At 73.5% G+C, this 25,541-nt stretch carries 18 protein-coding genes, 1 tRNA gene and 1 pseudogene; 7 read left to right on the forward strand and 13 right to left on the reverse strand.

What is annotated here, in order from left to right; translation table 11 throughout:
- Positions 1-50 precede the first annotated feature (50 nt).
- Positions 51-491 carry an SRPBCC family protein gene (locus tag MY526_RS09720; protein WP_436690524.1) on the forward strand — a complete coding sequence of 147 codons (441 nt, stop codon included), beginning with the start codon at positions 51-53 and terminating at the stop codon, positions 489-491.
- A 15-nt stretch (positions 492-506) separates the two neighbouring features.
- Here MY526_RS09720 and MY526_RS09725 read toward each other — a convergent pair whose 3' ends face one another.
- The 7 genes from MY526_RS09725 to MY526_RS09755 form a co-directional block, all read right to left on the reverse strand.
- Positions 507-1,100: a dihydrofolate reductase family protein gene (locus MY526_RS09725; protein WP_436690526.1), complete on the reverse strand. Its 594-nt coding sequence runs from the start codon at positions 1,098-1,100 to the stop codon at positions 507-509.
- Positions 1,101-1,172: 72 nt separating this feature from the next.
- Entirely contained in the window at positions 1,173-2,267 is a 1,095-nt protein-coding gene (locus MY526_RS09730; RefSeq protein WP_436690528.1) for a bifunctional RNase H/acid phosphatase, read from the reverse strand.
- 245 nt (positions 2,268-2,512) lie between these two features.
- Positions 2,513-3,253 carry a zinc ribbon domain-containing protein gene (locus MY526_RS09735; protein ID WP_436690530.1) on the reverse strand — a complete coding sequence of 247 codons (741 nt, stop codon included), beginning with the start codon at positions 3,251-3,253 and terminating at the stop codon, positions 2,513-2,515.
- Between the two features lie 4 nt (positions 3,254-3,257).
- Positions 3,258-4,094, reverse strand: a complete 837-nt coding sequence (locus MY526_RS09740; RefSeq protein WP_436690532.1) for a Nif3-like dinuclear metal center hexameric protein — start codon at positions 4,092-4,094, stop codon at positions 3,258-3,260.
- A 121-nt stretch (positions 4,095-4,215) separates the two neighbouring features.
- On the reverse strand, positions 4,216-5,631 hold the full coding sequence (locus MY526_RS09745; RefSeq protein ID WP_436703786.1) for an FAD-dependent oxidoreductase: 1,416 nt from the start codon (positions 5,629-5,631) through the stop codon (positions 4,216-4,218).
- Between the two features lie 96 nt (positions 5,632-5,727).
- Positions 5,728-8,097, reverse strand: coding sequence for an ATP-binding protein (locus tag MY526_RS09750; protein ID WP_436703787.1), 2,370 nt, complete (start codon positions 8,095-8,097; stop codon positions 5,728-5,730).
- A gap of 39 nt (positions 8,098-8,136) precedes the next feature.
- Positions 8,137-8,631 (reverse strand): GNAT family N-acetyltransferase, encoded by a 495-nt coding sequence (locus MY526_RS09755; RefSeq protein ID WP_436690538.1) that lies wholly within the window; start codon positions 8,629-8,631, stop codon positions 8,137-8,139.
- Positions 8,632-8,695: 64 nt separating this feature from the next.
- Here MY526_RS09755 and MY526_RS09760 point away from each other — a divergent pair, with 64 nt between their 5' ends.
- Positions 8,696-10,636, forward strand: a complete 1,941-nt coding sequence (locus tag MY526_RS09760; RefSeq protein WP_436690540.1) for an FUSC family protein — start codon at positions 8,696-8,698, stop codon at positions 10,634-10,636.
- 100 nt (positions 10,637-10,736) lie between these two features.
- Positions 10,737-12,137 carry a WS/DGAT/MGAT family O-acyltransferase gene (locus tag MY526_RS09765; protein ID WP_436703788.1) on the forward strand — a complete coding sequence of 467 codons (1,401 nt, stop codon included), beginning with the start codon at positions 10,737-10,739 and terminating at the stop codon, positions 12,135-12,137.
- Between the two features lie 159 nt (positions 12,138-12,296).
- On the opposite strand, the gene MY526_RS09770 is transcribed toward MY526_RS09765, so the two are convergent.
- Positions 12,297-13,208: an alpha/beta fold hydrolase gene (locus MY526_RS09770; protein WP_436703789.1), complete on the reverse strand. Its 912-nt coding sequence runs from the start codon at positions 13,206-13,208 to the stop codon at positions 12,297-12,299.
- Between the two features lie 180 nt (positions 13,209-13,388).
- Between MY526_RS09770 and MY526_RS09775 the strand changes: the two genes are divergently transcribed.
- Positions 13,389-14,207, forward strand: a complete 819-nt coding sequence (locus tag MY526_RS09775) for an esterase/lipase family protein (RefSeq protein WP_436690546.1) — start codon at positions 13,389-13,391, stop codon at positions 14,205-14,207.
- Between the two features lie 6 nt (positions 14,208-14,213).
- On the opposite strand, the gene MY526_RS09780 is transcribed toward MY526_RS09775, so the two are convergent.
- Positions 14,214-15,773: an alpha/beta fold hydrolase gene (locus MY526_RS09780; RefSeq protein WP_436690548.1), complete on the reverse strand. Its 1,560-nt coding sequence runs from the start codon at positions 15,771-15,773 to the stop codon at positions 14,214-14,216.
- 201 nt (positions 15,774-15,974) lie between these two features.
- Positions 15,975-17,207: pseudogene (locus MY526_RS09785) on the reverse strand (IS256 family transposase).
- A 419-nt stretch (positions 17,208-17,626) separates the two neighbouring features.
- Here MY526_RS09785 and MY526_RS09790 point away from each other — a divergent pair.
- Together MY526_RS09790 and MY526_RS09795 are read left to right on the forward strand one after the other, a co-directional pair.
- Positions 17,627-17,965, forward strand: coding sequence for a CU044_2847 family protein (locus MY526_RS09790; RefSeq protein WP_436703790.1), 339 nt, complete (start codon positions 17,627-17,629; stop codon positions 17,963-17,965).
- 29 nt (positions 17,966-17,994) lie between these two features.
- The gene (locus MY526_RS09795) at positions 17,995-21,066 is read left to right on the forward strand and encodes a tripartite tricarboxylate transporter substrate-binding protein (RefSeq protein ID WP_436703791.1); all 3,072 of its coding nucleotides are present in this window, start codon (positions 17,995-17,997) and stop codon (positions 21,064-21,066) included.
- 196 nt (positions 21,067-21,262) lie between these two features.
- On the opposite strand, the gene MY526_RS09800 is transcribed toward MY526_RS09795, so the two are convergent.
- The 3 genes from MY526_RS09800 to MY526_RS09810 all read right to left on the reverse strand — a co-directional run bounded on the left by MY526_RS09800 (position 21,263) and on the right by MY526_RS09810 (position 22,344).
- Positions 21,263-21,334 (reverse strand) — tRNA-Val (locus tag MY526_RS09800).
- Between the two features lie 38 nt (positions 21,335-21,372).
- Positions 21,373-21,834 carry a peroxiredoxin gene (locus tag MY526_RS09805; protein WP_436690550.1) on the reverse strand — a complete coding sequence of 154 codons (462 nt, stop codon included), beginning with the start codon at positions 21,832-21,834 and terminating at the stop codon, positions 21,373-21,375.
- A gap of 84 nt (positions 21,835-21,918) precedes the next feature.
- Positions 21,919-22,344 carry a DUF3052 domain-containing protein gene (locus MY526_RS09810; protein WP_436690552.1) on the reverse strand — a complete coding sequence of 142 codons (426 nt, stop codon included), beginning with the start codon at positions 22,342-22,344 and terminating at the stop codon, positions 21,919-21,921.
- 380 nt (positions 22,345-22,724) lie between these two features.
- Here MY526_RS09810 and aceE point away from each other — a divergent pair, with 380 nt between their 5' ends.
- Complete coding sequence (aceE, locus tag MY526_RS09815) at positions 22,725-25,529, forward strand: pyruvate dehydrogenase (acetyl-transferring), homodimeric type (protein WP_436690554.1); 2,805 nt, start codon at positions 22,725-22,727, stop codon at positions 25,527-25,529.
- Positions 25,530-25,541 lie beyond the last annotated feature (12 nt).

Raw genomic sequence — 25,541 nt, forward strand, 5'->3', positions numbered from 1 at the left:
CAGGACCATGGACCCTCGACCGCCGACCGGGGCGGTGCTGCGATCCCGGCATGGTGACCCTGACCTCCCGCGTGGTCGTCCCCGCTCCGGTCGAGGCGACCGCGGCGCTCGTCCTGGACCTGACCCGGGACCGGGAGTGGCGGCCGGCGGTGGTCAGCATGCAGGTGGACCCGCCGGGCCCGGCACGGGTCGGGCAGCGCGCCGTCGAACGACTCCGCTTCGCCGGGCTGACCTTCGTCACGCCGACCGAGGTGGTCGAGGCCGGTCCCACCTCGCTCGGCTTCGAGGGGGGCACCCGCCAGATGACCGTGCGGGGACGGCGGACGGTGGAGCCGCGGCCCGACGGGGGCTCCCTGGTCACCGAGGAGCTCACCGTGCTGCCCCACGGCCTGTTCCGCCTGGTCAACCCGCTGCTGACCCCGGGGTACCGGTGGCTGCAGGACGCCGACGTCGCCCGCATCCCCGCCGCCGTCGCCGCCCAGCGCGTCTGAGGGCCACCGCCGGCGTCAGCGGCGGACGTCGTAGACGAGGTGGGTGACCCGCCGCCCCTGGACGATGCGGGGGTCCTCGAGGAGCACCTCGGGCGGGCCACCGGAGCCGAAGTACGGCCGCCCCGAACCGAGGACGACCGGCACGAGGTTGACCACGACCTGGTCGATGAGGCCCTCACGGAGCGCCTGGCCGCCGATGTCCCCCGCGGTGACCGAGACGTCCCGGTCCCCGGCGTACGCCTTGGCCTGCTCGATCGCGCTGCGGACGCCGTCGGTGACGAAGGTGAAGGGCGCGGTGCCGAGGTGCGGCCAGTCGTCCGGGACCTCGTGGGTGACCACGAAGGCGTGCTCGCCGTTGGGCGGCACGCCCTCCCAGCCGTTGGTGACGTCGAACAGGTGGCGGCCGACCACGCCCGCGACCATCCGCGGTGTCATGGACCGCAGGAAGTCGGCGGTCTCCGCGGTGACGTGGAAGACGCGCGACTCGTCGGTGAAGGTCATGGCGACGTCGCCGTTGCCGTACCAGTCGAACAGCGGCCCCACCGAGTCGTCCTCGCGGGCGATGTACCCGTCGAGGGACACCGCCGCGAAGAGGATCGCCCTGCCCATGTCGCCCGCCTCCCCTGGTCGCCTGTCGTGCAGGGGAGACGGCCGGGGCACGGTCAACTCATCGGGTGAGGACTAGCGCAGGTGGCTCGTGTCGTTGACCAGCCGGACCGACGCGCGCCCGTCGGAGCTCCACGCCACCGTGCAGAACGACGCGGCTTCCAGGAACACCCGGTGGACGACGTCGTCGGCCACGTCCAGCCCGGCGGCCAGCAGCAGCTTGATCGGTGTCACGTGGCTGACGACGAGCACCGTGCGGCCGGCGTGCTCGCGCAGGATGCGGGCGCGGGCCCGGCCGACCCGCACGCTGACGTCGGCCACCGACTCCCCGCCGGGTGCGGCCACGGTGACGTCGCCGATGAACCGGCGCGTGGCCAGCGGGTGCTGCGCCCGCGCCTCCTCGGCGGTCAGGCCCTCGAGCCGGCCGAAGTCGAGCTCGACGAGGTCCTCGTCGTACTCGACGGGCAGCCCGAGCTCGGCGGCCACGGCCTCGGCGGTCTCCCGGGCCCGGCGGATCGGCGAGGCGACGACGACCTCGATGCCGAGCTCCGCGGCCCGCTTGGCCGCGGCCGTGACCTCCGCCCGGCCGGTGGCCGACAGCGGCAGGTCGTTACGGCCGCTGTAACGACGCTCGGGCGTGTGCTCGGTGCGGCCGTGCCGCAGCAGATGGGTCACCGTGGTGACGGTGGGCGCCGGCTGGGCCACCGGCTGGACGTCGTCCTCGGTCGTGGCCGGCTCGGCGGCCAGGTCGCGGCGGACCGGCCGCCCGTCCATGGCGCTGTTGGCCAGGGCGTCCGCGGCGCCGTTCTGCGCCCGCGGCACCCAGGTGTAGCGGACCCCGCCCAGCTGCCGGGCGATCGCCTTGGCCTGCAGCGCGAGCTTCTGCATGTCGGGGTGCTTGATCTTCCAGCGACCCGACATCTGCTCGACGACGAGCTTGGAGTCCATCCGTACCTCGACCTCGGCGCCCGGGTCGAGGTCGAGGGCGGCCTGCAGCCCGGCGACCAGGCCGCCGTACTCCGCGACGTTGTTCGTGGCCCGCCCGACGGACTCCGCCCGCTCGGCGAGCACCCGCCCGGTCGTCGCGTCGCGGACCAGGGCGCCGTACCCGGCCGGGCCCGGGTTGCCCCGCGAGCCGCCGTCCGCCTCGACGATGAACCGCCGCGTCACAGCGTTCCCCGTTCGACTCCGCGCTCGATCCGCTCCTCGGTCGCTGGCGCTCCCTGCGATGCTCCCTCGCGCGTCGTCTTCACAGCGTTCCCCGTTCGACTCCGCGCTCGATCCGCTCCTCGGTCGCTGGCGCTCCCTGCGATGCTCCCTCGCGCGTCGTCTTCACAGCGTTCCCCGTTCGACTCCGCGCTCGATCCGCTCCTCGGTCGCTGGCGCTCCCTGCGATGCTCCCTCGCGCGTCGTCTTCACAGCCCGGACTCAGCCGTGCGCACCAGGATCCGGCCGCAGTTGTCGCAGCGGACCACCTCGTGGGGGTCGGCGTTCCGGACGGCGGCCAGCTCCTTGCCGAACAGCTCGATGCGGCAGCCCTGGCACTGGCGCGCCTTGAGCATCGCCGCCCCCGTACCGCCGGTGTGGCTGCGGATCCGCTCGTACAGGGCCAGCAGGTCGGCCGGGACGGTGGCGACGGCCTCCTGCCGGGCCTTCTCGTGCTGGGTGGTGGCGTCGGCGATGTCGGCCAGGGCGTCGTCGCGGAGCTGCTCGGCGCGCTCCTTGTCCGCCTGTGCCCGGCCGTGGCCCTCCTGCGCCGCGCCCAGGGTCGCCTCCGCGGTCTCGAGCTGCTCCATGAGCTCGAGCTCCTGGTCCTCCAGGTCGGACTGGCGGCGGGCCAGTGACTGCAGCTCGTGCTGCAGTTCGGTCATCTGCTTGGCCGCGACGCTGCCGGAGTCCAGCTGCCTCTGGTCCTTGGCCGCGCGCTGCCGGACGGTGTCGACGTCCGCCTCCAGCCGCTTGACCTCCCGCTGCAGGTCGCGCACCTCGGTCTCGGCGCGGACCACCTGCGCGGCGAGGTCGCGTTCGGCCTCCGCCGCGGTCTCGACGGCGGCCAACTCCGGCAGCGTGCGCCGGCGGTGCGCCAGCTGGGCCAGCGCGACGTCCTCGGCGGCAACGGCCAGGAGCTTCTGCTGGTCGAAGTGGTCGGCCTTCACCCGCTCAACCTACCTGCGGGGCGGCCGCTCCCCCGGCGCTCCACGTCCACGGGTCGGTGCGCCGCTCGGACACCCGCACCTCGACCCGGCCGTCCAGGTCCCGGCGCAGGACGTCGGCGGCCACGGGCAGCCAGGGCCACTCGGAGGCGAAGTGCGCGACGTCGCACACCGCGGGCCCGGGGACCTCCTGGGCCTCCGACACGGGGTGGTGGCGGAGGTCGCTGGTCAGCAGCACGTCGGCGCCGGCCGCCGCGGCGGCGGGGAGGAGCGAACCGCCGCTGCCGCCGCAGACCGCCACGGTCTCGATCCGGCGTCCGGGGTCCCCCGCCACCCGGACGCCGCCCACCGTGGCGGGCAGGCTCCCGGCGACCAGGTCCGCGAACTGGCGCAGGGTCAGCGGCGCGGGCAGCCGGCCGATCCGGCCGAGCCCGGCACGCGGGTCCCCGGCGGCCGGCAGGAGGGGCGTGGTGCCGGTGAGACCCAGCGCGGCGGCCAGGGCGTCGTTGACGCCGTTGCCGGGAGCGCGGTCGGCGTTGGTGTGCGCGACGAAGAGCCCGGCGCGGGCCCGGATGAGCCGGTGCACGACGCGGCCCTTCGGGTCGTCGGCCGGCACGGCGGAGACCGGCGTGAGCAGCAGCGGGTGGTGGGTGACCAGCAGCTGGGCCCCGGCCTCGAGGACCTCGTCGACCACGGCGGAGACCGGGTCGACGGCGAACAGCACGCGCTGCACCGGCTCGCCCGGGTCGCCGCAGACCAGGCCGACGGCGTCCCAGTCCTCGGCGAGCGTGGGGTCGTAGCGGGCCTCGAGGGCGGCGACGACCTCCCCCAGGGTCACGGTCACCCGCCGGACTGTAGGTCAGCCCGTGAGCCGGTCCACCCGGGCCTCCCCCTCCGGACTCTCCGCGCCGGAAGGCCGGGACGACGGCGGACTTCCGGCGCGGAAAGTCCGTAGCGACGGCGGGTCAGACGGGTGAGCGGGAGTCGACCGGCGACCGCGGGACCGGGATGAGGCGCGTCGTCCCCGACGGCCACCGGCGGGAACCGACCAGCACGTGCGCCATCACCGTCGGCGCCATCAGGCTCGCCGGCGGCGCCTCCAGGTGGGCGACCCGGAGGAACGCCGTCCCCACCGCGGGATCGAGCGCGGCCGCCCGGTGCACCCTGCCGATGTACCCGTTGACCACCCGCGTCCGGCGGTCCAGCGGCCCCCGCACGCCCGGGATGCGCAGGTCCCCGCCGACGGCGATCTCCCACGGGACGTCGACGACCGGCTCGATCGCGCGCCAGAACGCCCGGGGCAGCGCGGGCCCGTCCACCCCGCGGCGCAGGACGTCGCGCAGCGCCAGGGCCTCCAGGCAGGCCACGGTCATCCCCTGGCCGTAGACCGGGTCGAAGCTGCAGACCGCGTCGCCGGTCACGAGGAGGCCCTCCGGCGGCCGCGCCAGCCGCTCGTAGCGCCGCCGGACGGACGCCGGGAAGCGGAACCGCCGCGGCTCGGTGATCGGCTCCGCCGAGGCGATCACCTCGTGCAGCATCGGCGAGGGCAGGGTCGCGGCGTATGCATCGAAGCCGTCGGGGTCGATCGGCGGACGGTCCCCCAGGTAGCCGCCCAGGGCGCAGATCCACCGGTCGCCCTCCTGCGCGAGCAGGAAGCCGGCGCGCGGGTTGCCCGGCGTGGCCGCGATGACGATCCCCCTGTCGCCGTCGAGCTGGCCCGGCTCGCGCCGGTACCACCGGGTGGAGTAGGCGACGTCCACTTCGACCCGCTCCTCCTCCGGCGGCTCGGCGCCGAGCGCGGCCAGCCAGTCGGGTGCGCGCGACGTCCGCCCGGACGCGTCGACGACGAGGTCGGCGTCCCACCGCCGGCTCTCCCGGTCCGCCGGGTCCCGGCGGTCCACCGCGGCGACGCCGCGCACTCGGCCGTGGTCGTCGGACACGAGACCCCGGACGTCCACCCGGTCGAACAGCTCGATGCGGGGGTCGGCCAGGGTCCGGCGCCGCACCTCCCGCTCGAGGAGTGGCCGGCTGATCAGGATCCCCTGCATGCCGGAGCGGCCGCGGGCGATGGTGTAGCCGTCGTTGACCCAGCGGAACTGCTCCTGGACGTCGGCCACCAGGCCGCCGCGGGCCACGAGCTCGTCGATCAGGCCGGGGAACAGCTCCTCGAGCCCGCGCAGGCCCGCGGCCAGCAGCCCGTGCGCGTGCGCGCTCTGCGGCACACCGCCTCGCGGTACGGCGTCCTCCGGCAGCGTGTCCGAATCGAGCACGGTGACCCGGCCGAACCGCTCGGCGAGGACCCGGGCCGCCAGCAGCCCGGCCATGCTCGCGCCGACGACGACGGCGGCGCCGTCCCGGCCGCTGGAGGAAACGGTGGTCATCACTACCTCCCGGTCGCGCGCCGCCCGGTGCGGCGGCCGCTCGGCCGAGCGTGGCGGCGGGGAGGCCGGAACTGATGCGTAGGACTACGCGCCGGGCTACCCGTCCGCGCGGGCCAGGCCCAGCTCCGCCATCCGGCGGGCGGCGGCCGTCCGCGAGCGGACGCCGAGCTTCCGGTAGGCCGAGCCGAGGTGCCCGCCGACCGTGCGCTTGCTGAGGAACAGCGTCCGCGCGACCTCGGCGTCGCTGCACCCGCGGGCGACCAGCCGCAGCACCTCCAGCTCCCGGGCGCTCAGCGGCTCGGGCAGCGCCCCGGGTGCCGGACCGGCCGCCGCCAGCTCCACCACCTGGTCGGCCAGCCGCGCCCCGGCCGCGCCGCGCCGCGCCGCCACCACCGCGACCGCCGCCCGCAGCTCGGCGGCCCCGGCGTCCCGGCCCAGCGCCGAGAGGACGGCCGCGCAGACGCGGGCCACCTCGACGACGCGCAGGCCGTCACCGAGCTCGGCGAAACCGGTCGCGGCGCGGGCGCACGACCGCGCCGCCTCCTCCGGCTGCTCCGCCGCGAGGTGCCACTGCGCGTCGTGCAGCGCCCACCGGGCCACGCCCCAGCGGTCGTGGACCTCCTCGCTGGTCCGCTCCGCCTCGCGGAGCGCGGCCGCGGCGTCGCGCAGCCGCCCGGTCCGGAGCAGGGCGACGGCGGACATGCCGGTCGCCCGTCCCACGGCCCACCGGTCCCCGGCCACGACGAACAGCGCCCGGGCCTCGGTCAGGAGGCGCGCGGCCGTCTCCGGGTCGTGCTCGGCGAGGGCCAGCAGGCCGTGCCAGTACGTCGCCCCGCCCAGCGTCCAGTCGTCGCCGGCGGCCCGGGCCCGCGCGGCGCTGGCCTCCACCAGCTCCCGGCACTCGGCCAGGCACTCCGGCTCCCCGAGCACGGCGGTGTCCAGGCAGACGGCGGCCAGCCGGTGCAGCACGATCGAGGCGTCGGCGTCGTCACCCAGGTCGTCGTAGAGCCCGAGCGCCTCGGTGAGCGCCGCCCGGGCCTCATACGGGTCGTCCTGGTGGCGGGCCAGCCAGCCCAGCGCGTGCAGCAGCTCCGCGCGGTCGGCCGTCGTCCCGGCGCCGGTGGCCAGCGCCGCCCGGGTCCAGGTCAGCCCCTCCGGGAACCGGCCCAGCCGCCACCACGCCCACCACTGCACCACCACGAGGTCGACCAGCAGCTCCTCCTCCCCGGGGGTCCGACGGGCCCAGCTCAGCGCGGCCCGCAGGTCCGGGCTGCGCGCGTCGAGGTGGTCCAGGGCCTCGCGCTGCGCCGAGGGACCGGCCGGTCCCCGCACCGCAGCCCCGAGCCGGCGGGCGAGCGCGAGGTGGGCGCCGGCGTGCCGCCGTGCGGTCTCCTCCAGCTCGCCGGCCTCCGCCAGCCGTTGCGCGGCGTACTGGCGCACCGGCTCGAGCAGCCGGTAGCCGCGCCGCGACGGGTCGGGCAACGAGCGGACCAGGTAGCGCCGGACCAGGGAGTCGAGCACCGCGCCGGCGTCCTTCCCCGGGTCGCCGGCGACGGCGGCCGCGACGTCCCGGTCGAAGGGGCCGGCGAACACCGCCAGGCGGCGGAACAGCACCCGCTCGTCGGCGTCGAGCAGGTCGTGGCTCCAGGCGAGGGTCGCGTGCAGGGTGCGCTGCCGGGCGGGCACGCCCTGCCGGTCGTCGACGAGCACCCGGAAGGCGTCGTCCAGCTGCTCGTCGAGCTCGGCCGGGGCCACCACCGCCGTCCGGGCCGCGGCCAGCTCCACCGCCAGGGGCATGCCGTCGAGCCGGCGCACCAGCCGCGCCACGGCCGCGAGGTCGCCGGGGCCCAGCGCCGCGCCCGCCGCGGCGGCCCGGTCCAGGAACAGCTCGACGGCCGGTGCGGCCGACACCGACTCCGCCGCGGTCGCCGGCTCCGGGGGCACGCCCAGCGGCGGGACCTCCCACACGTGCTCGCCGGCGACCCGGAGCGCCTGCCGGCTGGTGGCCAGCACCCGCAGGCCGGGGCACTCGGGCAGCAGGGCGAGGAGCAGCTCGGCGATCTCGTCGGCCAGGTGCTCGCAGTTGTCCGCGACGACGAGGACCTCGCGGTTCCCGAGCGCGCCGGCCAGCGCCTCGGCGTCGGCCCGGCTGTGCTGCAGCCCGAGCGTGGTGGCGAGAGACGGCGCCACGAACGCCGCCTCGCGCAACGGCGCCAGCGGCCACCAGGCGACCGGCGTGCCGGCGTCGCGCTCGCGGGACGCCGCGGCCAGGGCCAGCCGGGTCTTGCCGCACCCCCCGGCGCCCACCAGCGTCACCAGCCGGGCCCGGCCCAGCAGGCCGGCCACGGTGTCCAGGTCGGCGGACCGGCCCACGAGCGAGGTCAGCGGAACGGGCAGCGCGGTGGTGCCGCCGTGCCCCGCGGCCCTCCCCCGCGCCGCGGTGGCCGCCGGCGCCTGCCCAGGCACCCGTCCAGCGTGCCCGTCCCGGCGCCCGGGGCCAAGCGGTCAGGGCGCGCCGTCCACCGGCCGGGCCATCGCCACCCGGCGGCCGTGCCGGTCGAGCCCCAGGGCGTGCTCGGCCGCGCGCAGGGCCTGCAGCTCCGGGCCCACGTCGTCGGTCTCCCGCCAGCCGTGCCGGGCGTACCAGGGGCCGTTCCACCGCACGTCGGCGTAGGTCAGCAGCGTCACTCGCCGGCTACCGGCGGCGCGCGCCGCCTCGACGGTCGCCGCCAGCAGCGCCGCTCCGATCCCCTGGCGCATGGCGTCGGGGTGCACCGACAGCTGCTCGAGGTGCACGTCGCCGTCGACGAGCTCCAGGACGGCGAACCCGCGCACCGGCCGGCCGGCCACCAGCACCCGCCACGCCCCCGCGCGCACGTCGGCCGGCGCCGCGGGCGGGAGGTCGAGGACCCCGCGCGCCCGGAACAGCTCGTCCGCGGCGTCCTCCACCGCCGGTAGCTCGGCCAGCTCGGTGGTCGTCGCCACCCGGACCTCGATCACCGCGGCAGCCTCCCAGAGCGTCGCTCCGCGGGGCGGTGGAAAGCTCGGGACCGTGGAGAGGGGGGTGCACGCGCCGGCGTGGCTGGAGGAGCTGGTGCGCACCACCCGTCCCCCGGTGCCGTGGCGGGACGTCGTCCGGTACGCCGTCGCCATCCCCGCGCCACTGGCCGTGGCGGTCGTCGTCGGCGGGGGCGTCGAGCCCGGGCCGGCCCTCAGCGCCGGCGTCTTCGGCACCATGGGCGCGCTCGTGGCGACCCTCGCACCGCAGGGGGGCGCGCTGCGGGACCGGCTGCGCCGCATCGCCGCCGCCGTCGGCTTCGGCACCGTCGGCCTGGTCGCCGGCCAGTTCGCGACCGGTGGCGGCTGGGAGCCCGTCGTGGTCATCGCCGTGCTGTCGGTGGTCGCGGCGCTGGTCAGCGGGGTCAACGCCGCCCTGTCGCTCGGTGGGCTGCAGCTGCTGGTCTACGCCGCGCTGTCGTCGGGGCTGGTCACCACGCTGACCACCGCACAGGAGATCGGCTTCTTCCTGGGCGGCGCGGCCTGGGCGACGCTGACCGCGCTGGTCCAGGCGCGCACCGAGACGCTCGACCCCGACCGGACCGCGGTCGCCACCGTCTTCACCCGCATCGGCGAGCTGCTCGCCGCGAGCGGCACCCCGCAGTCCGACGACGCCCGGCGGGCGCTGACCACCGCGCTCAACGCCGCCTACGACCGGGTGATCCGCAGCCGGAGCCACTCGTCGGGGCGCACGCAAGAGCTCTCCGAGCTCGCCGGCGTGCTCAACGCGGCCGCCCCGCTGGTCGAGGGGACGGTCGCCGCCGCCCGGGCCGGCGTGCCGGCCGACCCGCAGGACGTCACCGCCGTCTCCGCGCTCGCACTCGCGCTCCAGGGCGCCCGCGAGCTGCCCGCCGAGCGGCCACCCGCGCTGGACGACGGGTCACCGGCACGCCGGGCCGTGCGCCACGGCGTGCGGCTGGTCTGGAACGTCGTCGGCGACCCCGAGGAGCGGGCCGGGGCCGCCGCCCCGCGCCCGGACGTCGACCTGCGCACCCGGCTGCGCGAGCTGACCGACCGCACGCTGGCCAGCCGGGACAGCCGGGACTTCGCCGTCCGCCTCGCGCTGTGCATGACGATCGCCGAGGTCGCCCGCCAGTACCTGCCCATCCAGCGCCCCTACTGGGTGCTGCTCACCGTGGCGATCGTGCTCAAGCCGGACTTCGGCTCGGTGTTCGGCCGGGCCGTGCAGCGCGGCGCCGGAACCGTCGTCGGGGTGCTGCTGGGCTCGGCGCTGCTGGCGGTCCTCCCCCGCAACGCCTGGGTGCTGGTGGCCATGGCCGCCGCGGCCGCCGTCCTGCCGTGGGCGCGGGCGGCGAACTTCGGCCTGTTCGCCGTCTTCCAGACGCCGATGATCATCCTGCTGCTCGGCCTGGCGCTGCCCAGCGACCCCGGGCTCGTCGGCGCCCGCCTGGTCGACACCCTCATCGGCTGCGCCATCGTGCTCGTCTTCGGCTACCTGCTGTGGCCGCAGACCTGGCGGGCCCCGCTCGGCGAGGCGCTGCGCGCCGCCGCCTTCGCCCTCGACGCGTTCGTGGAGGCGGCGTTCACCGGCGGCCCGGTGGAGCGGCGCCGCGCCCGCCGGCGCAACTACCGGGCGCTGACCGAGTTGCAGACCCAGCTGCAGCGACGGCTGGCCGAGCCGCCGCCGGTGAGCACCCGCGCCGCGGCGTTCTGGCCGGTCATCGTCCAGCTGGAGCGGACCTCGGACGCCGTCACCGAGGCGGTCATCGCCACCCGGCAGGGCGAACCCGCGCCCGACCTCGCGCAGGTCGCCGTCCTCCGCCGGGCCATCCGCGAACTGGAGGCCGACATCGAGGCGCACCGGCCGCCCGACGACGCCGAGATCCACGCCGAGGGCGTGCTGGCCCCGGTCGCGCGGGAGGTGGACACCGCACGGCGCCTGGTCCGGGACGCCGCCCCGGGCCGCCCGCGGGCCGACGAGGGCTGACGCCGGGCCGCCGCCGGACCGGGGGAGGTCCGCTGGACGCGACCGTCGCCGCGTGGTCGGCTAGCAGGTCAGAGCACGGACGTGCCAGAAGGAGCTGACCGTGGACCGCCTGAGCCCGACCGATGCCGGTTTCTACTACGCCGAGAGCGAGAACACCCCGCTGCACGTCGGATCGGTGTCGGTGTTCGAGGGGCCGGCCCCCTCGTACGGGGACGTCGTCCGGCTGCTGCTGAGCAAGCTGCCCCTGGTCCCCCGCTACCGGCAGCGCGTGCGGCAGGTCCCGATGCAGCTCGGCCGGCCGGTGTGGGTCGACGACCCGCACTTCCAGATCCTGTACCACGTCCGGCACACCGCGGTGCCCCGTCCGGGCGGCGACGAGCAGCTGCGCAACCTGGCCGGCCGGCTCCTCGGCCAGCGCCTCGACCTCGCCAAGCCGCTGTGGGAGCTCTACCTGGTCGAGGGGCTGGAGAACGGCCGGTGGGCGCTGATCTCCAAGGTCCACCACTGCATGGTCGACGGCGTCGCCGGCACCGACCTCATGCAACTGGTCTTCGACCTGACCCCCGACGCCACCCACCCCGAGCCCGAGGACTGGACGCCGCAGCGCATCCCGTCGAGCCTCTCGGTCGCCGCCGGCGCCGTGCAGGACGCCGTCACGCATCCGATGCGCCAGTTCACCCGCCTGCCCGGTGCGGGCAGCCTCACGCAGGCGTCCAGGGACGCGCTGCGAACCAGCCGGCGGCTCGCCGCCGGCATCCCCGCGGCCGCGCGACGGGTCACCAGCCCCGCCGCCCGGTCGTTGAACGGCCCGATCGGCCCGCACCGGCGCTGGGCGTGGACCGAGGCTCAGCTGGCCGAGCTCAAGGGCATCCGGAAGGCGCTGGGCGGGACCGTCAACGACGTCGTGCTCGCGGGCATCACCCGCGGGTTCCGGGACCTCCTGGAACGGCGGGGTGACCTCCGCGAGGAGCTGGTCGTCCGCTCGATGGTCCCGGTGTCGGTGCGCCAGGCCGGTGAGCGCAACACCCTGGACAACCGGATCTCCGCCGTCTTCGTCGACCTGCCCGTCGGCGAGCCCGACCCGGTGCAGCGGCTGGCCTCCGTGCGCCGGCAGATGGACGAGCACAAGAAGACCCTCGCGGCGGTCGACGCCCGCTCGATCATCGCGATGGGCGACTTCGTGGCGCCCACGCTGCTCTCCCTCGGCGTCCGGGCGGCGCTGGCGACCGGCCAGGTGCTCGGCCAGACCGTGACCACCAACGTGCCCGGCCCGCGCGTGCCCCTCTACGTGCTGGGCCGTCGGATGTGCTCGGCGCACGCCTACGTGCCGATCGCCGGCGGCATGCGCGTCTCCATCGGGATCTTCTCCTACCTGGACACGATGACGTTCGGGATCAACGCCGACTTCGACGCCTTCCCCGACGTCGACGTGCTCGCCACGGGCATCCGCCGCGGGGTCGACGAGCTGGTCGCGGCCGCCCGGAACGCGGCCTCGGCCTGAACCGGTTCGCGTCCGGGCCCGGGCCGGTCGCCCGTGGCCGCTCCCGAGACCGACCTGACCGTGGCTGCCCCCGCGAAGGCGTTCGCCGGCGTCGACGTCGTCGTCGTCCACCTGCGCGGTACACGGGCCTGGAGGCGTTGCGCGCGACGCTGGGCTGACTCACGTCCTGCGGGGCACGACGGGCAGCCAGTCGAGCAGGTGCTTGGCCACTACCTGCGGGCACTGCAGCTGCGGGACGTGCCCCACTCCCTCCAGCTCGACGTACTCCCACCGCGGGTGCCGGCGGGCGGCGTTCCGGGCCGCGGACACGGGCACCAGCCGGTCGAGCTCGCCGTGGACGAGCAGCACCGGCGCGGTCACCTCGGCCATCGCCCGCCGCATGAGCCGCGGGTCGGCCAGCAGGAGGAACAGTGAGCGGAATGCCGTGAGGAACGCGCGGTCCATGCCCGCGACGTCCTGCCGCTGGTCGATCAGCGCGGCGGAGCGGTCGATGAGCTCCGGCGGCACGCCGGCCGGGTCGACACCGCACACGTCCAGCATGTCGAGCACGGCCGCGCGAGCTCCGCGCCTCCGGTGCCGGGCGGCGAGGTAGCGCTCCCCCAGCCCGGGCAGTGCGTAGAGGGCGAAGGTCGCGGCCACCCGCGGATCGGGGCGCCCGCGCGGGCCCGGGACCGCGGGGTCGACGAGCACCAGCCCGCTCACCCGCGCCGGTGCGCGGGCCGCCTCGAGGATCGAGATCATCCCGCCCATCGAGTTGCCGACCAGCACCACGGGCGTTCCGGTCACCTCGCGGACGAAGCGGTCGAGCACGGTCACGTTGCTGCGCACGGTGGCCTGCCGGTGGCCCGGCTCGCTGCGGCCGAAGCCGGGCAGGTCGAGGGCGTGCACGCGGGCGTGCGGGGTGAGCAGCGGGGCCAGCAGGTCCCAGTTGAGGTGCGAGCCGCCGAGGCCGTGCACGAGGACGACGGTCGGCCCGTCGTCCGTGCCGCCGTAGTCGACGTGGTGCACCGGCCCGTCCAGGTCCACGGTGGCGCTGCGGCCGCGCAGCCCGGCGTCGTCGTCGGCGGTCACCGCTCCACCGTCTCCCGGCCCGGCCGCCGTCGCCACGCGACGCGCGCCGTGAGGCCTGTGCGGCGCGTGCGACGGCGGCCACACTGGACTCCGCGCGCCGCAGCAGTCAGGTGTGACTGCGGCGCGACAGTGGTACCGGACCGGGACGGCCGACGACGGCCGGACGGCGAGGAGGACGACGTGGCACGACCGCATGGGGAACGACTCCGGGGAGACGGCCCGGCCCTCCCGCTGTACCTCACCGAGCCGGCCCGCGGCGCCGCCGACTTCGGCCTCTTCCTCGCCACCCTGCCGCTCCTGCAGCGGCTGCCCCAGGGCGACGGGCACCCGGTGCTCGTGCTCCCCGGCCTGCTCGCCGACGACACGTCCACCCGGGCGTTGCGCTCGGTGCTCCGCGGCCTCGGCTACCGCGTGCACGGCTGGCGCCTGGGCCGGAACATCGGCCCGACCGCGCAGTGCGTCGAGGGGATGCGGGACCGGATCGACGACCTCAGCGACCGCTACGGCCGCCCGGTCAGCCTGGTCGGCTGGAGCCTGGGCGGGATCTTCGCCCGCGACCTGGCCCGCCGGACGCCGGACTCGGTACGCCAGGTGATCACGCTGGGCAGCCCGTTCCGGCTGACCCGGCACAGCCAGAGCCGCGCCTCCCGGGTGTTCGACCGGTACTCGTACCTGCACGTCGAGCACCGCAGCCTGCCGCTGGAACCCGACGGCAGCCCGCTGCCCGTGCCGGCGACCTCCATCTACTCGCACCTCGACGGGATCGTGCACTGGCAGACCTGCCTGGACACCCCGGGCGAGCGCTGCGAGAACATCGCCGTCCTGGCCAGCCACCTCGGGCTGGGGTACCACCCGGCCGCCATCTGGGCGATCGCCGACCGGCTGGCCCAGCGCGAGGGCACCTGGACGCCGTTCCGCCCGCCGCTGTTCCTCCGCCCGGTGTTCCCGCGCCCGGACCTCCCTGCCGGCGAGCACCCGCTGTCCAGCACCGCCGCCTGAGCCGGGTCACCCGGCCAGGAACGTCTCGACCTCCCGGAGGAACACCCGCCAGGCGGGCTCGTCGGCGAGCAGGACGTGGTTGCAGCTGTCGAGGGCCACGAACCGGCTCCCGGGGATGCAGGACGCGGTCAGCCGGCCCTGCTCGAACGGCGGCCGCTGGTCGTGCCGGGCGTGCAGGACCAGCGTCGGCGCGCGCACCAGGGCCGCTTGGTCCACGACGTCGATCGCCCCCGTCAGCTCGAGCACGCCCGCCGCGTTCTCCGCCGAGGTGCTGGCGCGCTGGAGCTCGTTGAAGGCGTCCCAGAGCGGGCGGGACCCCTGCGGCATGAACTGCGACGTGAACACCTGCCGGAACGCCGGCTCGTCCCGGCCCCAGCCGAGCCGGGCCAGCTCCACCTGCAGCTGGTGCTCTCGCCGCTGCTCGTCGGAGGTCGCCCGGGCCAACCGGCCCTGCAGGTAGCCGCCGTAGAGGACCAGCTTGGTCACCCGTTCCGGGTGGCGCGCGGCGTAGGTGATGGCGACCGGAGCGCCCTGCGAGATGCCCAGCAGCGGGAACCGGTCCAGGCCGGCGGCGTCCACGACCGCCTCCAGGTCGGCCACCCAGCTGTCGAACGTGAGCGGTGGGACCTGCCAGTCCGACAGCCCGCACCCCCGCTCGTCGTAGCGGATGAGCCGGTGCCGCCGGGAGAGCTCCACCAGCCAGTGCCGCCACACGGGGCTGCGCCAGTCGTGGTCGACGTGGGTCAGCCAGTTCGCCGCCTTCACCAGCGGCGGCCCGGCGCCCGAGCAGGCATAGGCGAGGGTCACCCCGTCGGCGGTCCGGCAGAAGCGGATCTCCTGCTCAAGCCGCCCCTGGTCGGCGGGGGTCAGGGCACCGTCGTCGGTCAGGGCCGCCATCAGCCCCGCCCGGATCCGGCGCGCCTCGGGGCCGGGACCGGTGCCCAGCTCCCGGCGCAGCGTCCGGTCGAGCACCTCCAGCTGCCGCAGCGCACCGCGCCGGTCGCCGTGCTCGGCGAGCTGGCGCACCAGTCCCAGGTGGGCGTCCTCGTCGAGCGGGTGCAGCTCCACCAGCCGGCTCCACCGGCGGGCCTGCCGCAGCAGCTGGTCGCGCAGCCCGCACAGCCGCTCGCGGGGCTCCTCGGACCAGGGTGCGTAGACGTCGGCCGGCAGGAGCTCCGCCGGATACCGGTCGAGGACCGCCGCCGCGGCTCCGGGCGAGCGCTCGGTCAGGGCCGCCTGCGCGCCGGCCTCGAACTCCTCGACGTCCACCGCGACTGGCGTCCCCGGGGCCAGCGCGACCATGTCGTCCCGGAGGACGACGGCGTCGGACCGGCCCAGCGCCCGGCGTGCGTAGTGCGCGGCCTTGTGCAACCGCGGGGCCGTGTCGCCCACGCCGAGGTCGGGCCACAGAAGGTCCATGACCCGCTCGCGGTGCAGTCGCCGGCCCTGCTGCAGGGCGAGCAGCTTCACCAGCGCGGCGGCGTCCCGGCGCGGCCAGTCGTGTTCGCCGACCGTCCGCTCCTCCACCTGGACGCGGAACGGACCGAGCAGGTTGATCCTCAGCACGGCGGGCCTCCGCGCCCGAGTATGCGACCGGGGAGGCGGCCGGTACGAGGACCGGACGACGGTGGGCGCGGCAGGGATCGAACCTGCGACCGCTCGCTTGTAAGAAGGACCAGCGGAAACGCTGTGCTGACCAGAGAAGACCGCGGTGACGTCCCGCTCGGTGGTGTAGCTCGCGGCCGTGCGGAGGTTCTGCGGGTTGGACTATGACGCGATCAGTGCCGGCTGCGCCACCTCCTCCGCGGAGTCGGGGCGGCTGGCGAGTAGGGCCATGGAGCCCTCGGAGAGGTAGCGGCGGTCGCTCACCTGCCATTCGTCGTGGGCCTCGACCAGCACCGCGCCGGCCAGCCGGAGCAGGGCGGCGGGGTTGGGAAAGACGCCGACGACGTCGGTGCGGCGCTTGATCTCCTTGTTCAGCCGCTCCAGCGGATTGGTCGACCAGATCAACTTCGGCGTGCCCGATCGGAAAGCCGGTGAACGCGAGCAGGTCGTGCTCGGCGTCGCGCAGCATGGCTTCCACCTGCGGGAACTGGCGGCCGAGCATGCCGGCGATGACGTCGAACTGAGCGTGCACGTGTTCGGCGTCGGGCTGGGCGAAGACGGTGCGGATGGCGGCGGCGACCATCTCGGCGTTGCCCTTGGACACCCGGGCGAGCACGTTGCGCATGAAGTGCACCCGGCAGCGCTGCCAACCGGCGCCGAGCAGCACCGCGGCGATGGCGGCCTTCAGCCCGGTGTGGGCGTCGGAAATGACCAGCTGGGTGCCGGCCAGGCCGCGGGCCTTCAGCGTGCGCAGGAACGCGGTCCAGAACGCGCCGTCCTCCGAATCGCCGACGGCGAAGCCGAGCACCTCGCGATGCCCGTCGGCGGCCACCCCGGTGGCGATCACGACCGCCTGGGAGACCACCCGGCGGTTGACCCGGGCCTTGCAGTAGGTGGCGTCGAGGAACACGTAGGGAAACGCCTGCTCGGCCAGGCTGCGGTCGCGGAACGCCGCGACCTCCTCGTCCAGATCGGCGCAGATCCGGGACACCTCGGACTTGGAGATGCCGGTGTCGGCACCCAGCGCCCGCACCAGATCGTCGACCTTGCGGGTGCTCACGCCGTGCAGATAGGCCTCCATCACCACCGCGAACAGGGCCTGGTCGATCCGCCGCCGGCGTTCCAGCAGCGAGGGAAAGAACGACCCGGCGCGCAGCTTCGGGATCCGCAGCTCCAGATCCCCGGCCGTGGTGGTCAGCGTCCGCGGGCGGAAGCCGTTGCGCTGGGCGGTGCGGTTCACACTGCGCTCGTGCGGGGCGGCGCCGATCACCGCGGTGAGCTCGCCTCGATCAACGCCTGGTACAGCGTCTCGGTGGCGGACCGGATGCGGTCGTCGACGTCGGCAAGCTTCAGTGCCTCCAGGAGCTCGAGCAGGGCAGACCGGTCCAGGGCCATCGCGTGGCCTTTCTCTGAGTGAACCTTGGCGGGAACACGCAGAACATCCACGCGGTGGCCCCTCGCACGCCAGCACTTCGCCGACGAGCTCAGGACCCCCGACCAGCTACACCACTTCCTGGGACGTCACCAAGACCGCTCGCTTTCGTGAGCGGTGGAGCCTCAGTTGAGTGGTCACCGTTCGAGCTGTCTTCGGACGCCAGGGCGCGCTTGCAGCTGTAGCCCATTGGCCGCGCCAGCGACCCGTTGCCACCTCGCAGGAGACTTGACCGTCGGCGCCGCCTCCGTTGGAGGCGATCGAGGTTTGGCAAGGTCCCGGCGCCTGCACGTACTGGCTGACTTGCCGCGGACTCCGCAGTAGCGTCGCGACAGCGACGTCCTCGGCTGATGAATGTGGGGGTACGAGGATGGTGCGGCTCTTGGAGTACCCGCTGGAGGCGGGCGGCAGCGTGCTCATCCAGGTCGAGGACGGGCACGATGGGGACGCTGAGGTCACTCGCGGCTGGGGAGACCGGGACCGCCGCGTGGTGGAGCAGGCCAGGGAAAGCTTCGAGCAGGCCGTCGCGCGGGTGCAACCTGCCGTGCAGGGACTCGTCCGCCAGTTGCGCTCGTTGGCCGACAGCCCGGATGCCATCTCGGTGGAGTTTGGCCTCGAGCTCAGTGCTGAGGTCGGCGCCTTCGTCGCCGGGGCCAGCACAAAAGGCAACTTCAAGGTCTCGATGACCTGGCAACCAGGCCGGCCATCCGAAGACGCCTAGCCAAGGCAACGGAACCTTGAGGTGATGCCATGGCCGAACGCATCTACGAGGATTTCGATCTACTGATCGAACCGGCCACCGGCAGCGGCTATCGCGCTAGGGTTCTCAGTTCCCCAGTGGGGGAGACCCGCCCGGTGCCGATCAACATCCCCTTCTCCGAGCTCGAACTGGACAACTTTCTGCTCCGTATCGGTCGGCCGCGTCGGTCCGTGGGCCGCGGCGGGGGCTCGCCGGAGGCCACCGCCGTGCGCGACTTCGGCAGGCGGCTCTTTGATGCCGTCTTCCGCGATCAGGTCCGCAGCACGCTGGCCACCAGCCGCAACCAGGTCGAGGGCCGCGACGCCGGCCTGCGGGTGCGGTTGCGGTTGACCGACTGCCCCGAGCTGGCCGACCTGCCCTGGGAGTACCTCTACGACGGGGACGCCCGCCGGTTCCTTGCCCTGTCGGAGTGGACCCCGGTTGTGCGGTATCTGGAACTGCCGGGCCGCATCCGCCGCCTCACTGTGCAGCCGCCGCTGCACATTCTCGTCCTGGTCTCCAGCCCAACCGACTTCTACCCCTTGGACGTCCAGGCCGAATGGGCACGGCTGGAGGAGGCACTCGATGACCTGCAGCGCTCCGGGCGCGTGCTCTTGGAGCGGGCGCCCAGAGGAACTGTGACGGAGCTGCAACGGCGGCTGCGGCGAGGCACCTACCACGTCTTCCACTACATCGGCCATGGCAGGTACGACCCTGAGGCCGAAGACGGCCTGCTCGCCCTCGAAGGTCCCGACGGTCGAGGCGACCCCATAAGCGGCGCTGATCTCGGCGCACTCCTGCACGATCACCGCACGCTGCGCATGGCCCTGCTTAACTCCTGCGAAGGTGCCCGCGGCGGACGCAGCGACCCCTACGCGGGCACCGCACAGAGCCTCATCTACCAGGGCATCCCCGCCGTGGTAGCCATGCAGTTTGAGATCACGGACCGAGCCGCCATCATTTTCACTCGCGGCTTCTATGAGGCCGTCGCAGACGGCTACCCACTTGATGCCGCGATGGCAGAGGCCCGCAAAGCCATCCGACACCAGCCCAACCCCGTCGAGTGGGGCACACCGGTCCTCTACCTACGCGCCCCTGACGGAAGAATTTTCGATCTGCCAACGGGGCCGCGGGACACCGAGGACTCGTCCCAACGGGACAGCGTCGTTTCGACTGCAACAGATGCGATGCCAAGTGACGACCACAGCCTCCACGCTCTCCGTGTGAACGACCTAGACGGAGGTGATCTCGTCAACTCAGAAGGGTCTACAGGCGCCACAGACCGGATCGGTGACGGAACACCCTCAGAAGCAGGACAGGGAGAGGCGCAGAGCGGCCGTGAAGACGTGTCTCCATCGCAACCGCCCACCACAGACGCACCTCAGGAGCCACATTCACTCGGCAAGATTTGGACGGCAGTAGTCGACGGTACAGTTCCGAAGTCAGTAACCACTCAGGCTGCACCTCGACCCGTCCAGGATCCGCAAGAGCGTGCGGCAGACTCGATTTGCCTCGCCCCGACAGGTGCGGCGGCGGGTCACGGAGCGCATGACTTCTCTGACCACGCCGACTCTGCATCATCGCCCCCATCAGTCGTGAACACGGCAGACGCTCAGCCGAGCAACGAGATGCGGATCCACCGCGAGGATTCAGGAAATCAGGCAGCGTCAACCTCAACAAGCGCCGGCGACCTACCTTCGAACCAGTACGATGAACTACATCCAGTGACAGGTGCAGCCGAGGGTACCCACGCCGACATCGGCAGGATTCGAATAACACCCGGCACCCATCAGAACGACGCCAGTGATCCTGAGAGTCTAAATCTCATTGAGCGTTCACAGGACACCGACCATCAACACGGGATAGCGGATACACCCCCTCCTCGCCCGCCCGCCGAAAACGTCGTTCCAAGTCGGGAGTTTTGCTCCGGCGCCCCCGACAGTGGAATCGGTCCAAGGCCCGGAACCGCTAATCTCTCCACAGACGCAGAACAGCCTGAGAAGACAGAGCACTCATTTCCGATCTCCGCAGTCACAGGCCACACGACATCTGCCGGGCAGTCACTTCCGACTCCGAAGTGGCGTCGCCTGGTCATCGCAATCATTGCAGCAGGTTTGGCAGCGGCCACAGGCCTCATCGCTCTGAACAGCTTCAACCGTGGGGCACCCGACGAACAGCACGCAAGTCCGGACCACGGCCCAGTCAGCGGCCTGCGGATCATGGTCCTAAACTCGCCCGGCAGCGGCTACGACAACGTCGCCCGCGCCGTCGCGCAGGTCCTAGAGGACAACGAGCAGGCCACCGACATCGAGGTCTTCAACCGGGAAGGCGCCGGCGGCACCGTCGGCCTGCAGCAACTGATAAGCGAAACCGGCAACGCCGACCTGCTCATGCAGATAGGCCTGGGCGTCGTCGGCGCGCAGTACAGCAACCAGTCCGAGGCGACCCTCGACCAGACCACCCCGATCGCCCGGTTGATCGGGGAGGCCGAGGCGATCGTCGCCCCGGCGGACTCGCCGTACCAGTCGCTGGACCAGCTGGTGCAGGCATGGAAGGCCGACCCGGGCAACATCCCCGTCGGTGGTGCGTCCAACCCCGGTGGACCAGACCACCTTACTTCGATGCTGCTGGCCCAGGAGGTCGGCGTCGAGCCGGCGTCGGTCAACTATGTGGCCTACGACGGCGGCGGCGAGCTGCTCGCCGGCATCCTCGGCGGGCAGGTCGCCTTCGGCGCCACCGGGGTCGGCGGGGTGGCCGAGCACGCGGTTGGTGACCTGCGCGTCCTCGCGGTCACCAGCGAAGAGCCGGTGGAGGGCGTGGACGCCCCGCCCCTCACCGAGCAGGGCGTCGACCTGGTCCTCCTCAACTGGCGAGGCATCGTCGCGGCGCCGGGCATCTCCGAGGAGGACGCTCAGCGCCACGTCGACATGATCACCGAAATGCACGACAGCGGAACCTGGCAGCAACTGCTCGAGGAGCAAGGCTGGACCGATGCCTACATCAGCGGAGAGAAGTTCGACAGCTTCCTCGACGAGGAGAGCCAGCGGGTCCAGGACGTTCTGAGCCGGCTGGGGTTGGCTTGACTTCCGCCGCCCCCGGCGGCCCGGCGCTGGCTGCAGCGGCCACCCAGGGCTACGGCGTCCAGGTTCTGCGCCCACTCGCGCCCCGTGACCAGCACCTCGGCCAGCGCGCTCCGCTGCTCTACGCGGCGTTCCTCATGCTGTGCTTGCCAGAACCAGGCTGCCCGAGGGGCCATTCCCGCAGGTCAGATGCGAGGTGTGGGCGCGGCAGGGATCGAACCTGCGACCGCTCGCTTGTAAGGCGAGAGCTCTCCCGCTGAGCTACGCGCCCCGCTCGCCCAGGGTAGGTGGCCCTGGACGGCGAGTGGGTCAGGCGGCCAGCTTGGTGACCGCGTCCTTCCAGCCCTGCTGCTCGCGGGCGTCGCCGGGGCCGTTCACCTCGGTGAAGGCGATCCGCCCCTCGGCGTCGACGAGGAAGGTGCCGCGCACGGCCATGCCCGCCTTCTCGTTGAACACGCCATAGGCCTGGGCGACGGCACCGTGCGGCCAGAAGTCCGACAGCAGCGTGAAGTCGAAGCCCTCCTGCGACTTGAACGCCTTGAGGCTGAAGACCGGGTCGGTGCTGATCGCCAGCACGCGGACGCCGGCGTCGGTGTAGTTGGTGAGCTCGTCGCGCAGCTGGCACAGCTCACCGGTGCAGATGCCGGAGAACGCGAACGGGTAGAAGACGAGCAGGACCGGCGTACCGCGCAGGTCGGCCAGGGAGACCACCTGCTTGTCCTGGTCGGGGAGGCTGAACTCGGGGGCGACGTCGCCGACGGAGAGGGTCATGCGCCCGATGGTGCCCCACCGGCGACGGCCCCCTCGCAGGGGCCTACCGCGAGCTCGCGAGCGGTGGGGGCGAGGGATCCTTCTTCAGCGGCGGGAGCGCGCGGCCTTCGGGGTCACCAGGCGGATCCCGGACCAGTCCTTCGCCGCGGAGATGCTGCTGGTCTGGGACAGACCCGCGGTCGGCGCGACCTCGGTGACGTCCCCGGGCTCCACGTGACCCGGCCGGCCCGACTTGGGCACCAGCAGCCACACGACGCCCTCGTCGGCCAGGGAGGTCAGCGCGTCGGTGAGGGCGTCGAACAGGTCGCCGTCGTCCTCGCGCCACCACAGGATGACGACGTCGGCCACCTCGTCGGTGTCCTCGTCGACCATGTCGCTGCCGGAGGCCTCGACGATGGAGTCGCGCAGGTCCTCGTCGGCGTCCTCGTCCCAGCCGAGCTCCTGCACGACCATGCCCGGCTTGATGCCCAACCGGGCCGCCATGCTGGCGCTGCCCGAGTCGACGCTCATCCCTGCTGTTCCTCCATGGGTTCCGGTGCGGCTGACCAGCGGTGGGCACGATCGTGCCCTGTCCGGCGGCGCGCTGCTGGGGGAGGAGCCCCGGGCGCGGCCGTGCCGTGCCGCGAGGGGGACCGGCGGCGGCCGGGCCGGACACGACCAGCGGGAGCGTTCCCCCGCAGCCTGGTCATGTCACCCCTTCCGTCCACGCCTGTCGTCCCGCCTCGGTCCTCGAGGCCCCGTCCGGCCGGTGGCCCCGGTCGGCGTTGGCGGAAGCGTAGGGCATGGCTGGTCAGGCGCAAGCGCTCCGCGGACGGCGCTGCGCACACCCGCCGTCCCGACATGTGGGCCCACGGGTGACGCCGGACGGACCGGCGGGGGACGATGTGCCCATGAGCGCACCGCAGCAGTCGGACGGGGATCCCGCCCGCGATGCAGGCAAGGCCCGCGCGGTCATCACCGACGGGCTCCCCAGCCAACTGGTCGACACCGATCCCGACGAGACCCAGGAGTGGCTCGAGTCGCTGGACGCCGTCGTCGACCACGCCGGCCGCGGCCGGGCCCGGTACCTGATGCTGCGCATGCTGGAGCGCAGCCGGGAGCAGCAGGTCGGCGTGCCGGCCCTGCGCAGCACCGACTACATCAACACGATCCCGCCGGAGCGGGAGCCGTGGTTCCCCGGCGACGAGCACGTGGAGCGGCGGATCCGCTCCTACATCCGGTGGAACGCCGCGATCATGGTCCACCGCGCGCAGCGGCCCGGGATCGCCGTCGGCGGGCACATCTCGTCCTACGCCAGCTCCGCCTCGCTGTACGAGGTCGGCTTCAACCACTTCTTCCGCGGCAAGGACCACCCCGGCGGCGGCGACCTCATCTGGTTCCAGGGGCACGCCTCCCCCGGCATCTACGCGCGGGCCTTCCTCGAGGGCCGGCTGAGCGAGCAGCAGATGGACGGCTTCCGGCAGGAGGTCAGCCACCCCGGCGGCGGGCTGTCGAGCTACCCGCACCCGCGGCTGATGCCCGACTTCTGGGAGTTCCCCACCGTCTCGATGGGGCTGGGCCCGATCAACGCGATCTACCAGGCGCGGTTCAACCGCTACCTGCACTCGCGCGGCATCAAGGACACCTCCGACCAGCACGTCTGGGCGTTCCTGGGCGACGGGGAGATGGACGAGCCCGAGTCGCTCGGCGCCATCGGCCTGGCCGCTCGCGAGGAGCTGGACAACCTCACCTTTGTCGTCAACTGCAACCTGCAGCGGCTCGACGGCCCCGTGCGCGGCAACGGCAAGGTGATCCAGGAGCTGGAGTCCTTCTTCCGCGGCGCCGGCTGGAACGTCATCAAGGTGATCTGGGGCCGGGAGTGGGACCCGCTGCTGGCCGCCGACCGCGACGGCGCGCTGGTCAACCTCATGAACGTCACCCCCGACGGCGACTACCAGACCTACAAGGCCGAGGACGGCGCCTTCGTGCGCGAGCACTTCTTCGGCCGTGACCCGCGCACCCGCAAGCTCGTGGAGAACATGAGCGACAAGGACGTCTGGGACCTGTCCCGCGGCGGGCACGACTACCGGAAGCTCTACGCCGCCTACAAGGCCGCCACCGAGCACAAGGGCCAGCCGACGGTCATCCTCGCCAAGACCATCAAGGGCTGGACGCTGGGCAGTCACTTCGAGGGCCGCAACTCGACCCACCAGATGAAGAAGCTGACCGCCGAGGACCTCGCCGCCTTCCGCGACCGGCTGTACCTGCCGATCCCCGACGAGGCGCTCGACAAGACCATGCCGCCGTACTACCGGCCCGACGCCGGCTCCGACGAGATGCAGTACATGCTCGAGCGGCGGAAGACCCTCGGTGGCGCGGTCCCCCGCCGCCGGTCGGAGTTCAAGACGCTCAAGGCCCCGGAGGACAAGGCGTTCGACGTCCTGCGCCGCGGGTCGGGCAAGCAGGACGTGGCGACGACGATGGCGTTCGTCCGGCTGCTCAAGGAGCTGCTCAAGGACCCGGAGCTCGGCCCGCGGTTCGTGCCGGTCATCCCCGACGAGGCCCGCACCTTCGGCATGGACGCGATGTTCCCGACGCAGAAGATCTACTCGCCGCACGGGCAGCGCTACACGTCCGTCGACCGTGAGCTGATCCTCGCCTACAAGGAGTCCGAGCAGGGCCAGATCCTGCACGAGGGCATCAACGAGGCCGGTTCCGCGGCGTCGTTCACCGCCGTCGGCACGTCGTACGCCACGCACGGCGAGCCGATGATCCCGATCTACATCTTCTACTCGATGTTCGGGTTCCAGCGGACCGGCGACGCCTTCTGGGCCGCGAGCGACCAGATGGCCCGCGGCTTCCTGCTCGGCGCAACCGCCGGCCGGACGACGCTCAACGGCGAGGGCCTGCAGCACGAGGACGGCCACTCGATCCTACTGGCGCACACCAACCCGGCGGTCGTCACCTATGACCCGGCCTTCTCCTACGAGGTCGGGCACATCACCAAGGACGCGCTGCGCCGGATGTACGGCGAGGACCCCGGCGCCCCGCTGGGCGGCTCGCGCTCGCCGGACGTCATCTACTACCTGACGGTCTACAACGAGCCGTTCCCGCAGCCGGCCGAGCCCGAGGGCGTCGACGTCCAGGGCCTGCTGGCCGGCATGTACCTCTACGCCCCCGGCCAGGGCGACGGCCCGAAGGCGCAGGTGCTGGCCTCGGGCGTCGCGGTGCCGTGGGCGCTGCGCGCACAGGAGCTGCTCGCCAACGACTGGGGCGTCTCGGCCGACGTGTGGTCGGTGACGTCGTGGACCGAGCTGCGCCGGGAGGCCGACGACGCCGAGGAGTGGAACCTGTTCCACCCCGGCGACGAGCGGCGGGTCCCGTACGTGACCCAGCGGCTGCAGGACGCCCCCGGGCCGGTCGTCGCGGTGTCGGACTGGATGAAGGCCGTCCCCGACCTGATCGCGCCGTTCGTCCCCGGCGGGATGGCCACGCTGGGCACCGACGGGTTCGGTCTCTCCGACACCCGCCCGGCGCTGCGCCGGTACTTCCACGTCGACGCCGAGTCGGTCGTCGTCCGGACGCTGGCGTCGCTGGCCAAGCTCGGCCAGGTCGACGGCGACCTCGTGCGGCAGGCGGTCGAGAAGTACCAGGTCAACGACGTGCAGGCGGCGCCGGAGGACGAGACCGATCCCGACACCCAGCCGGCCACCTGATGAAGGACCCCA

Source organism: Geodermatophilus sp. CPCC 205761 (assembly GCF_051383655.1).
Classification (GTDB): Bacteria; Actinomycetota; Actinomycetes; order Mycobacteriales; family Geodermatophilaceae; genus Geodermatophilus.